Origin of the sequence: Streptomyces griseicoloratus (genome assembly GCF_014534645.1) — a bacterium.
Classification (GTDB): domain Bacteria; phylum Actinomycetota; class Actinomycetes; order Streptomycetales; family Streptomycetaceae; genus Streptomyces; species Streptomyces griseicoloratus.
Genome location: NZ_JACVQF010000213.1, coordinates 48,280 through 59,318 on the forward strand (window position 1 = coordinate 48,280; position 11,039 = coordinate 59,318).

Below are 11,039 nucleotides of genomic sequence, written 5' to 3' on the forward strand. Positions count from 1 at the left end.
GACCTGAGAGCTTCACCGGAGCGCCCGAGGGCTTTCCGGCTTTCACCGTCGGTGAGAGCGGAAGCCGTCGACACCCGCCCTGCTTTCCAGAGTGACCTCGTCCGTGCGGTACGTGGGCCTGAGAGATTCCGGGGAGGATTTGCTCCTTCGGCGCCTCCGATGGTGTCTGGAGGACTCTCCCGCACGGGGTCAGCAGCCGCTTGTCAGCGTACCAGCGAGGTCAACGGCCGGACTTCGAGTGGCCGCGGGCCCGGATGTGCTCTTTTGTAGTACTTACGGATGATTGACCGGGGTGGTTTGCGACCAAGTGGAGGGCCCGTGCGTACCGACATCGATCCACGCAACCTGATCGGCCGCAAGGCGTTCGACCGCAACGGCACCAAGATCGGCACCATCGACGAGGTCTACCTCGACGACGCCACCGGTGTGCCCGAGTGGGCGGCCATACGCACCGGGCTGTTCAGCAGGGACGCGTTCGTCCCCCTGGAGCCCAGCGAACTGGTCGACGGCGCCCTGCGGGTGCCCTTCGACCGGGCCCTGATCAAGGAGGCCCCCGACTTCGGCGTCGGCCGCCATCTCTCACCGGAACAGGAACTGCAGCTCTACCACCACTACGGCCTCGACGTGGCCGCCCCTCCCCCGCTGCCCGACCGCGACTTCGGCAAGCTGGCCGGCAAGGACGACAGCTGACCGCCCGCTGCGGCTCCCCGGCGTCGCCCGGCCCGGTCGCGGGCGCTACCCCGGTCGCGACGTCACCTCCGCCGGACCGACCGGCCCCCCGGCGTCGGGAGCCCCTTGGCCGGCGTCCCCGGGTCTTCGCGGCCCAGCCGGCACCAGCGGCAGCGGATCGGCCGGTTCCAGGTCCGGGTCGTCGACGGGGAAGGTCCGCACCCGGCCCGGCGCCGAGCCGGGCGTCTCGAACCGCACGGTGACCCGGCCCAGGCCGCTGCCCTGCACCCATCCGTGCCCGTAATCCGCGTGCCGCACGTCGTGCCCCGACGGCCACCGGCGCTCGGCGGGCGGCTCCTGCCGCTCCTCGACGGGCTCGGCATCGGGCTCCTCCGCGTGCTCGTCGGCCCGCTCCCCCGCCGCCTGGGCGAACAGGTCCTCCTGCGTGTAGTCGGCGAGACCGCTGACGCCCACGCCGAGCAGCCGCACGCCGCCCGTGGTGTCCACCGAGTCCAGCAGCCGGGCCGCCGCCTCCCGCACCACCGCCGGGTCGTCCGTGGGCCCGCGCAGCGTCTCCGAGCGCGTCAGCGTGGAGAAGTCGTACCGCCGCACCTTGAGCACGATGGTCCGCCCGGACAGCCCGGAGCCGCGCAGCCGCCGCACACACCGGTCGGCCAGCCGCCGCACCTCCACGCCCACCCGCACCCGGTCGTGGATGTCCACGTCATAGGTGTCCTCGACCGACACCGACTTGGCCTCCCGCTCGGCCACCACGGGCCGCTCGTCACGGGCCAGGGCCATGGCGTACAGCGCGTGCCCGTGGGCCTTGCCCAGGAGCCGCACGAGTTCGTCCTCGCCCGCCTCGGCGAGCTCGCCCACCGTGGTGATGCCGGCCCGCCGCAGATGGTCCCCCGTCGCCGGGCCGACCCCGGGCAGCGTCCGGACCGGCATCGGCGCGAGCAGATCCCGCTCCGTCCCCGGCGGGATCAGCACCAGCCCGTCGGGCTTGGCCTCCTCCGAGGCGATCTTGGCGAGCATCTTGGAGGCGGCCAGCCCCACCGAGCCGGTGAGTCCGGTGACCGCCCGGATGTCCGCGCGCAGCTTCGTCCCGGCCAGCCGGGCCGACTCCGCGTCCCAGGCCGCCCCACCGGCCTCCAGGTCCACGAACGCCTCGTCCAGGCTGAGCGGCTCCACCAGCGGCGACAGCGCCCCCAGCAGCCGCATCACCTGCTCGCTGATCGACCGGTAGAACCCGAAGCGCGGAACGAGATAGGCGGCGTTGGGCGCCAGCCGCCGGGCCTGCCCCATCGGCATGGCGGAGTGAACGCCGAAGACCCGCGCCTCGTACGAGGCTGTGGCCACCACGCCGCGCGGCCCGAGCCCGCCCACCACGACGGCCTTTCCGCGCAGACTCGGCTTGGACGCCTGCTCCACCGAGGCGAAGAAGGCATCCATGTCGAGATGCAGGATCGTGGGCGCGGTTCTCACATCTCCGATGCTGCCCTACGCCACTGACAACGCCCTGTCCGCGGGCCGCTTCCTCAGACCGCCCGGTTCCGGCGTCGCGCGAGTTCGTCCGCCGGGTTGTGCCCGACCAGGGTCTCGCCCGTGTCGATCCGCTCCCCGTGCAGCTGCGACAGCGCGCTCTCGACGTCCCGCCACACCACGCCGACGGCGATCCCGAAGATGCCCTGCCCGCCCTGGAGCAGGGCGTGGACCTCGTCGGGCGAGGTGCACTCGTAGACCGTGGCGCCGTCGCTCATCAGCGTCATCCGCTCCAGGTCGCAAAAGCCACGCTCCCTGAGGTGCTGGACGGCGGTCCGGATGTTCTGCAGCGACACGCCCGTGTCGAGGAACCGCTTGACGATCTTCAGGACGACGACGTCCCGGAAACTGTAGAGACGCTGGGTGCCCGACCCGTGGGCGGGCCGCACACTGGGCTCCACCAGCCCGGTGCGGGCCCAGTAGTCCAGCTGCCGGTAGGTGATGCCGGCGGCCGCGCAGGCCGTCGGGCCGCGATAGCCGATCTGCTCGGACGCCATGGACGTCACCCCTCCGCTGCTCGGCACGGCCGTCGGACGCTGCGGAGCGTGATCGGTCGCGCTGCCGTGATGGGGGTACCCTCCGCTCGAGCGGAGCCGAGAGCGAGGGGAAGGGTACGGACCGCTCGCCCCGGGGGTGCTCCGGGGTCCACCCCCGGTCGTACCGTCGCCGCTGATTCTCACGCCGACCTCCGTCCTTGACCTGCCTCCTCGACGGTAGGCAGTCACCAAGGGTGCGTCAACGATCGCCACACTCGGCACGCCGAGTGATAATCACCCTACGAGTGGTTTCCCGTACCCAACCGCGGGGAAAGGCTAGCCGAATGTGTCCGGAGCCGGCCGTGCGGCGCTCCCGTCCGCCCTCGGCCCGCGCGCGTCACTGGTTGCTGCTGCCGAAGTCCTCCGGCGAGATCTGGTCCAGGAACTCGCGGAACTTCTCCACCTCGTCCTCCTGCTCGTCCGGGATGGCGATACCCGCGTCGTCGAGCACCGTGTCGCTGCCGAAGATCGGCGTCCCGGTGCGCAGCGCGAGCGCTATGGCGTCGGACGGCCGTGCGCTCACCTCGACTCCGCTGGCGAAGACCAGCTCCGCGTAGAAAACCCCCTCACGCAGGTCCGTGATGCGTACCTCGGTGAGCTCCTGGCCGACGGCTTCCAGCACGTCCTTGAACAGATCATGGGTCAGCGGCCGTGCGGGAGCCATGCCCTGCTGGGCGAAGGCGATCGCCGTCGCCTCCCCCGGACCGATCCAGATGGGGAGGTAACGGTCGCCTCCCACTTCACGCAGCAGCACGATCGGTTGGTTGGAGGGCATTTCGACCCGGACACCTACGACATCGAGCTCGTTCACACAGCAACCCTAGGCGCTGCCCGGGACCTTTGGGTAGTCGGGCCGGGATCGGGGGGCGATCCGGGGCCCGCGAATCCGCCGTTTCAGGGCAGGCGCACCCCGAGAGCGGTCTGCACGAGGGCCGCGTGCAGTCTCACCGCGAGTCCCGCCAGCTCCTTCGTGCGGGCCTCCGCATGCGCCCTGGTCTGCGGGTTCCGATGGCGCTTCAGCGGGGCGACCACCTGGTCCACCAGCCCGGCCTCCCGGTCGGCGGCGGCCTTCATCACCCGCAGGTGTCGCGGCTCGATCCCGAATCGCCCCAGCTGGACCACGAGCGAGGCGACCGTCACGGCCTCCGCGTCGTAGGCCCCGTCGGCCAGCGGAGTGATGAGCCCGTACGACTCCCACTCCTTCAGCTCCTCGTCCCCGATCCCGGCGGCGACGAGCAGCTCGTCCCGGCCGATCCGGGCCGGCGTGGGCCCCTCGGGGGGCTCCGGGACGGCCTCCGCGTCCCGCTGCCGGCCCAGCGTGGGCAGCCGCGCCGGCTCACCGCGCTCCATGGCGTCCAGATGCTCGCGGATCACCTTGAGCGGCAGATAGTGGTCCCGCTGCATACGCAGCACATGACCGAGGCGCTCGACGTCGTGCGCACTGAACTTGCGGTACCCGGCCGGGGTCCGCTGCGGCTCGACCAGGCCCTCCGACTCCAGAAAGCGGATCTTGGAGATGGTGATGTCGGGAAACTCGTCCCGCAGCACGTTCAGCACCGTGCCGATGCTCATCGGCCCGCTGTCCGTGGCGGCGGTGCCGTGCCCGGCACCGCCGCTCGGTGTTTGAAGCATGGACCTTCCCTGTGAGTACCCCCGGACGGAGTGGGGGGAGGGTCAGTAGCCCCGCTGGCTCGCGTAGAAGACCAGCCGGTACTTGCCGATCTGCACCTCGTCACCGTTCGACAGGGCGACCTGGTCGATCCGCTCCCGGTTGACGTACGTGCCGTTCAGGCTGCCGACGTCGGCCACCGTGAACGAGCCGTCCGGACTGCGGCGGAACTCCACGTGCCGGCGGGAGACCGTCACGTCGTCCAGGAAGATGTCGCTCTGCGGATGACGCCCCGCAGTGGTCAGCTCGCCATCCAGCAGGAAGCGGCTGCCGGAGTTGGGCCCGCGGCGCACCACCAGGAGCGCGGAACCCATCGGCAGCGCGTCCACGGCCGCCTGTGCCTCGGGAGACAGCGCCGGGATCGCCGTCTGACCGGTGGTCTCGGCGTCGTACGCCTCCAGCCCGGAGATGGAGATCGTGGAGGTCGTCTCCGAGGAGCGCTCCGGGACCACTCCGGGCCGCAACGGGGCGCCGCAGTTCGAGCAGAAGCGGCTGTTCTCCGCGTTGCGGTTACCGCACCTCGTACACACCAGGGCCGACATGGACGGATCCTCCTGCCGCGGCTGCCCCGCCGGGGCGTTCGACGCGTACGGACCGGGGGCAAACCCTCCACCCGTACCTGAGGTTGACGGTTGGCCGAAACCTATGCCGCCGGACTGCGCAGGGTCAACAGACGCCGCGCCCTGACCTCCGGAAATGTCACCGCCCGGACCAGCCACCTGGTCCCGGAACAGCGGGCGCTGGCCTTCTGCGTCAGGCTGCGCGCGGTGGCGAGCGGTCGCGTTGTCGCGGCCCTCTCGCGCGCTCTTGCCGAACAACTTCGCAAACAACTTCACGGGCGATTCCCCTTGACCGAAACAGACCCGCCCGTGGGGCAGGACGAACCCTGACTGACCGTACTGGCCGACTCGGACACCTTCACAACGTCCGTCTCCACCAGACAGTTTCCACCACGCACCGCCCAATCGGTGCGCCGACCCCCCGCAACCTCATGCCCTCGCCGGATGTCCTCCATGCACCCCCGGTTCACCGGGAGGACGACCGAGCGTAGTCAGGCCGCTTCACCGCTCGCAAGGCATCCACGACGATCTTGCTCGACCTCTCAACAGTAACGGTGGCCTGTTCCTTCTCCAGAGTCTGCACCACGCCTCCCGGGATGTTGAGCGCCGGTTCGAGATCCTGCGGTTTGCCGATGACCTGGAAACGATAGGGCGCGTTGATCTTGTTCCCGTCGACGCTCACACTCTTGCCGGAGTCCGTGAGGTACGTGCCCGCCACGACCCGTACGCCGTTCACCTGGATCGCCTCCGCGCCGGCGGCACGCAGTTCCTGGATCGCGTCGAGCAGCATGTCCGCCTCGACCGTCCCCTTCGTGTCCTCGATCGTCATCGTGATGCCGGGCCCCTGCGCGGCCACCGTGCCCGCCAGGATGCCGAGTTGCCGCTCCTTCTCGACCGTCTGCCTGCGGGCCTCCTCGGCCTGGTCGGAGCTGTTCTCCAGCTCGTCGCGCTGCTTCTCCAGACCCTGCTTCTCGTCCTCAAGACGCTGAGTACGGTCGTCCAGTTCATCGAGGATGCGCACGAGATCCTCCTGGCGGGCGCCACGCAGCGCGCTGTCGCTGTCGCTGTTCGACGCCACCTGGACCGCCAGCCCGAAGCCGAGCCCGAACAGCAGCAGCGCGACGGTGAGTTGGGCCCGGGTGACGCGCGGCGGCCACAGGCCCTTCACCAGTCGCTGCCGGCCGGTCAGCGCGGCCGGCTTCTCCGCCTCGGCGTCCGCCGCGGGAGGCTTCGCCGCCGGCACCTCCTCGGGCAGCTCCTCGCGCAAGCTGTTCGCGGGCTTCTGGTCCTGGTCGCTCATCGGCCTCACGCCCTGAAGACGTGCCGGCGGATCGCCGCGGCGTTGGAGAAGATCCGGATGCCGAGGACGACCACGACACCGGTCGACAACTGGGCGCCGACGCCCAGCTTGTCGCCCAGGAACACGATCAGCGCGGCCACGACCACGTTCGACAGGAACGAGACCACGAAGACCTTGTCGTCGAAGATGCCGTCGAGCATGGCCCGCAGACCGCCGAACACGGCGTCGAGCGCCGCCACGACGGCGATCGGCAAATACGGCTCGACGGCGGCCGGAACCTCGGGCCGGACCAACAGGCCGGCCACGACTCCCACGACGAGGCCCAGTACGGCGATCACGATGTGCCCTTCTCGGATATCGGCTGTGCAGTACGTACGATCAGACTCGGTGCGGCAGGCAGTGTGAGGCCGTCCGCCACGGAGATGGCGGTCCGGATGCCGTAGTTCTCCTGCAGTGCGTGCAGGTACAGCCCGTCGGCGCTGTCCTGGAACCTGCTGCTGAGCCCTTCGCCGTCCCCCACCGCGAGCACCGTGTACGGCGGCACCAGCGGCTTGTTGTCGACCAGTATCGCGTCTCCCGCGGCCCTGATCGCGGAGAGCGCGGTCAGCCGCTGCCCGTTGATGGAGATCGCCTCGGCACCCGAGGCCCACAGACCGTTGACCACACGCTGCATGTCCCGGTCACGCACCCGGCCCGTGTTCGAGAACCCCGAGGTGCCGCGCGCCTCGCCGTCCACACCGGTGCCGACGTCCTTGGCGTCGTTCACGACCAGTTTGACCCCGGGCCCCCGCACCTCGACGGCGCCGGACAGGATCCCCACCAGGTCGGACCGGCCGCTGCCGCCGCTGTTCTCCAGCGCCTCGCGCTGCCGCGCGCTCACGTCGTCGCGCAGTTTGTCGACGCCGTCCTCCAGCTTGTCCGCCGCCGCCGTCTCCGCGTCGATGCGGTCGATGAGCTCCTCGCGCTCCTTGGCGACCACGGGAGCCGCGACCCTCGCCTGGGCCGCTCCGACCGTCACGACCAGCGCCGCGAGCACCAGCCCCGCCGCCAGGCCGAGCCTGGCACGGAGGGTCTTGGGCATACCGCCGGTACCCTCGGCCTTCTTCCTCGCGGCGGCCTCGGCGTATCCGTCGTCGAGACTGTGGTCCATGACGTTGGTGATCAACGACATGGAGGCGTCCGGGCGCGCAGGCCGCGGGGATGCGCTCCGAACGGGGGGTTGCTGCGGCATGCCGCACATCGTCGCACGCCGCGCCGACTACCTCCGAACGGCCCCACCGGCGTGCCGGACAGGCCCCCTTGGGGACACTTGTCCGGCACGCGCGCGTGCGGTGTGTTTCAGCGCCCCGCGCTGTCCACGACCGCCGACCACTCGTCGAGCAGCGCCTGGGCGGAGGCGTCGTCCGGTCCCTCGGCCCACAGGTGGGTGACCGCCTCGGCCGGGTCGGGCAGCACCATCACCCAGCGGCCGTCGGTCTCCACCACGCGCACGCCGTCGGTGGTGTCCACGAAGCGGTCTCCGGCCGCCTCGACGACCCGTCGCATCACCAGCCCCTTGACGGCCCACGGCGTCGCGAGGTCCCGCTTGAGGACGTGCGCCCGCGGGATCCGCGCGTCGATCTGGCTGAGCGTGAGCTGCGTCCGCGCCACCAGCCCGATCAGCCGCACGAAGGCCGCCGTGCCGTCGTACACGCTGCTGAACTCGGGGACGATGAAGCCGCCCTTGCCGTCGCCGCCGAAGATCGTCCCTTCCTCACCGCCGACACGCGTCAGATCGTCCGGAGAGGTCGTCGTCCACTCGACCTGGGTGCCGTGGTACGCCGCCACCTGTTCGGCGATCCTGGTGGTCGTCACGGGCAGCGCGACCCGGCCGCTGCGCCGCTCGGCGGCGACCAGGTCCAGCATCACCAGCAGCGCCCGGTCGTCCTCGATGATGCGCCCCTTCTCGTCGACGAGGGAGAGCCGCTCACCGACCGGGTCGAACCGCACGCCGAACGCCGCCCGCGAGGACGCCACGATCTCGCCGAGCCGCACCAGACCCGACCGCCGCATGTCGGCCGACTCCGTCGGCCGGGACTCGTCGAGCCCCGGGTTGACGGTCAGCGAATCGACACCCAGCTTCCCGAGCAGGCTGGGCAGCACGAGTCCCGCACTGCCGTTGGACGCGTCCACGACCACCTTGAGGCCCGACTCCGCGATGCCGGTCGTGTCGACGTTGCGCAGCAGCGACCCGGTGTACGAGTCGTACACGCTGGCCGGGAAGTGGAGGTCGCCGATCTCCCCGGGGAACGCACGCCGGTACTCCTGCCGCGCGAACACCCTGTCCAGCTTCCGCTGGCTGCCCTGCGACAGGTCGGCTCCCTGCCCGTCGAAGAACATGATGTCGACGGAGTCCGGCACGCCGGGCGTGGTCCGGATCATGATCCCGCCGGCACTGCCCCGCGCGGTCTGCTGCCGCGCCACGGGCAGCGGGACGTTCTCCAGGTCCCGTACGTCGATGGCGCTGGCCTGCAGCGCGGAGATCACGGCTCGCTTCAGCGCGCGGGCGCCACGGGAGTGGTCACGAGCGGTGGTGACCGTCGAGCCCTTCTTGAGGGTCGTCGCATAGGCACCGGCCAGTCGCACGGCCAGCTCCGGCGTGATCTCCACGTTCAGGATGCCGGACACGCCCCGGGCGCCGAACAGGTGCGCCTGCCCGCGGGACTCCCAGATGACCGACGTGTTGACGAAGGCACCGGCCTCGATGGTCTTGAACGGGTAGACCCGCACATTGCCCTGGACGATCGATTCCTCACCGACCAGGCATTCGTCACCGATGACCGCGCCGTCCTCGATCCGTGCCGCGCGCATGATGTCGGTGTTCTTGCCGACGACACAGCCCCGGAGGTTGCTGTGCGGCCCGACGTACACGTTGTCGTGGACGACGGCCTTGTGCATGAAGGCGCCGCTCTTGACGACGACGTTGGACCCGACGACCGTGTGTTCTCTGATCTCGGCGCCGGCTTCCACCTTGGCGTAGTCCCCGATGTAAAGGGGCCCGCGCAGGACGGCGTCGGGGTGCACCTCGGCGCCCTCGGCCACCCAGACACCGGGAGAGATCTCGAAGCCGTCGATGTCGACGTCGACCTTGCCTTCCAGGACGTCCGCCTGGGCCTTGACGTAGCTCTCGTGCGTGCCGACGTCCTCCCAGTAGCCCTCCGCCACATAGCCGTAGACGGGCTTGCCTTCCTTCATCAGCTGCGGGAAGACGTCGCCGGACCAGTCGACGGGCACATCGGGGTCGACGTAGTCGAAGACCTCGGGCTCCATGACGTAGATGCCGGTGTTCACGGTGTCCGAGAAGACCTGTCCCCAGGTCGGCTTCTCCAGGAAGCGCTCGACCTTGCCTTCCTCGTCGACGATGGTGATGCCGAATTCCAGCGGATTGGGCACGCGCGTCAGGCACACGGTGACGAGCGCGCCCTTTTCCTTGTGGAAATTGATCAGCTCGGTGAGGTCGAAGTCGGTCAGGGCATCACCGGAGATGACGAGGAAGGCATCGTCCTTCAGGGCCTCCTCGGCGTTCTTGACGCTTCCGGCAGTACCGAGTGGCTTCTCCTCATTGGCATAGGTGAGTTCCATTCCGAGCTCTTCGCCGTCACCGAAGTAGTTCTTGACCAGCGATGCCAGGAACTGGACGGTAACAACTGTCTCGGTCAGCCCATGCCTTTTGAGCAGCCGCAGGACATGCTCCATGATCGGCCGGTTGACCACCGGCAGGAGCGGTTTGGGCATGCTCGAGGTCATGGGACGAAGGCGTGTGCCTTCGCCACCAGCCATCACGACGGCCTTCATGTCGGAAGCGTCCTCCTCTGAGAGACGACGGTCTAGCCGACTTCACCCGCACAGATTCTCCCGCACTTTTCCAGCGCGGGCCATCCGGCAACTACGGGCCGCATACTCAGCGAGTTCAATCGGCCACGGCGTCCGCACGAACCAAGCGGCGGACCTGCACCACGTAGAGAACACCTGCCCACCAGTACAGCGTTGTACCCCATCCGGCGAACGCCCATCCGAAAATAGCAGCGAGTGACGCGATCCATCCACTTCCGTCACTGAGCAGGAGCAGAGGGAACGCGTACATCAGGTTGAACGTGGCGGCCTTCCCAAGGAAGTTGACCTGCGGCGGCGGATAGCCGTGGCGCCGGAGGATGCCCACCATCACCAGCAGGACCAGTTCCCTTGCCAGCAGTACGACGGTCAACCAGAGAGGCAGGATCTCCCGCCAGGTGAGACCGACCAGGGTCGACAGAATGTAGAGCCGGTCGGCGGCAGGGTCGAGGAGCCGGCCGAGGCTGCTGATCTGGTTCCAACGCCGGGCTAGTTTGCCGTCCAGATAGTCACTGACCCCGCTCAGGGCGAGCACCAACAGGGCCCAGCCGTCGCTCTTCGGGCCGCCGAACTCGGGCCTGAGGATCAGCCACAGAAAGAGGGGCACGCCGACGAGACGGGCCATGCTGAGGATGTTCGGGATGGTGAGGACCCGGTCAGTCTGGACGCGGGTCTCCTGGACCTCCACCCGGGGGCCTCCTGGGGGAAACGAACCGATGATGCCCCCTGACCTTACCTCAACGCAAAAAAGCTCTGGCCCTCGGGCTGTTGCCCAAGAGCCAGAGCTCTAAAAGGAGTTCGGCGGCGTCCTACTCTCCCACAGGGTTCCCCCTGCAGTACCATCGGCGCTGTAAGGCTTAGCTTCCGGGTTCGGAATGTAACCGGGCGTT

At 69.4% G+C, this 11,039-nt stretch carries 10 protein-coding genes, 1 rRNA gene, 1 pseudogene and 1 riboswitch; of the genes and pseudogenes, 1 reads left to right on the forward strand and 11 read right to left on the reverse strand.

The window, feature by feature from the left end:
• Positions 1-96 precede the first annotated feature (96 nt).
• A riboswitch (glycine riboswitch) is annotated at positions 97-192 on the reverse strand.
• 126 nt (positions 193-318) lie between these two features.
• Positions 319-690, forward strand: coding sequence for a PRC-barrel domain-containing protein (locus H0H10_RS25925; protein ID WP_188183533.1), 372 nt, complete (start codon positions 319-321; stop codon positions 688-690).
• Here H0H10_RS25925 and H0H10_RS25930 read toward each other — a convergent pair.
• The 11 genes and pseudogenes from H0H10_RS25930 to rrf all read right to left on the reverse strand — a co-directional run.
• Positions 612-2,157, reverse strand: a pseudogene (locus H0H10_RS25930) (DNA polymerase IV). The gene H0H10_RS25925 and the pseudogene H0H10_RS25930 sit on opposite strands and share 79 nt — an antisense overlap.
• Positions 2,158-2,210: 53 nt before the next feature.
• On the reverse strand, positions 2,211-2,894 hold the full coding sequence (locus H0H10_RS25935; protein ID WP_188183534.1) for a MerR family transcriptional regulator: 684 nt from the start codon (positions 2,892-2,894) through the stop codon (positions 2,211-2,213).
• Positions 2,895-3,087: 193 nt separating this feature from the next.
• Positions 3,088-3,561 (reverse strand): bifunctional nuclease family protein, encoded by a 474-nt coding sequence (locus tag H0H10_RS25940; protein ID WP_188183535.1) that lies wholly within the window; start codon positions 3,559-3,561, stop codon positions 3,088-3,090.
• An 83-nt stretch (positions 3,562-3,644) separates the two neighbouring features.
• A complete protein-coding gene (gene ftsR, locus H0H10_RS25945; protein WP_188183536.1) occupies positions 3,645-4,382 on the reverse strand; it encodes a transcriptional regulator FtsR in 738 nt (245 codons plus the stop codon).
• 42 nt (positions 4,383-4,424) lie between these two features.
• Positions 4,425-5,384, reverse strand: coding sequence for an FHA domain-containing protein (locus H0H10_RS25950; protein ID WP_188183537.1), 960 nt, complete (start codon positions 5,382-5,384; stop codon positions 4,425-4,427).
• A gap of 61 nt (positions 5,385-5,445) precedes the next feature.
• Positions 5,446-6,279, reverse strand: coding sequence for a DUF881 domain-containing protein (locus H0H10_RS25955; protein WP_188183538.1), 834 nt, complete (start codon positions 6,277-6,279; stop codon positions 5,446-5,448).
• Positions 6,280-6,284: 5 nt separating this feature from the next.
• Positions 6,285-6,617: a small basic family protein gene (locus H0H10_RS25960; RefSeq protein WP_003977440.1), complete on the reverse strand. Its 333-nt coding sequence runs from the start codon at positions 6,615-6,617 to the stop codon at positions 6,285-6,287.
• Complete coding sequence (locus H0H10_RS25965) at positions 6,614-7,510, reverse strand: DUF881 domain-containing protein (RefSeq protein ID WP_223180428.1); 897 nt, start codon at positions 7,508-7,510, stop codon at positions 6,614-6,616. Before H0H10_RS25965 ends, H0H10_RS25960 begins: the two co-directional genes overlap by 4 nt.
• Positions 7,511-7,617: 107 nt before the next feature.
• Complete coding sequence (locus tag H0H10_RS25970) at positions 7,618-10,113, reverse strand: mannose-1-phosphate guanyltransferase (RefSeq protein WP_188183540.1); 2,496 nt, start codon at positions 10,111-10,113, stop codon at positions 7,618-7,620.
• Between the two features lie 115 nt (positions 10,114-10,228).
• Complete coding sequence (gene clsA, locus H0H10_RS25975; RefSeq protein ID WP_188183541.1) at positions 10,229-10,837, reverse strand: cardiolipin synthase ClsA; 609 nt, start codon at positions 10,835-10,837, stop codon at positions 10,229-10,231.
• Between the two features lie 108 nt (positions 10,838-10,945).
• Positions 10,946-11,039, reverse strand: a 5S ribosomal RNA gene (gene rrf / locus H0H10_RS25980); the annotation flags it as partial.

Coding starts and splice junctions, on each gene's coding strand:
- ftsR (WP_188183536.1), bottom strand. CDS start 4,382: ATGCTTCAAACACCGAGCGGCGGTGCCGGGCACGGCACCGCCGCCACG.
- H0H10_RS25955 (WP_188183538.1), bottom strand. CDS start 6,279: ATGAGCGACCAGGACCAGAAGCCCGCGAACAGCTTGCGCGAGGAGCTG.
- H0H10_RS25965 (WP_223180428.1), bottom strand. CDS start 7,510: ATGCCGCAGCAACCCCCCGTTCGGAGCGCATCCCCGCGGCCTGCGCGC.
- H0H10_RS25970 (WP_188183540.1), bottom strand. CDS start 10,113: ATGAAGGCCGTCGTGATGGCTGGTGGCGAAGGCACACGCCTTCGTCCC.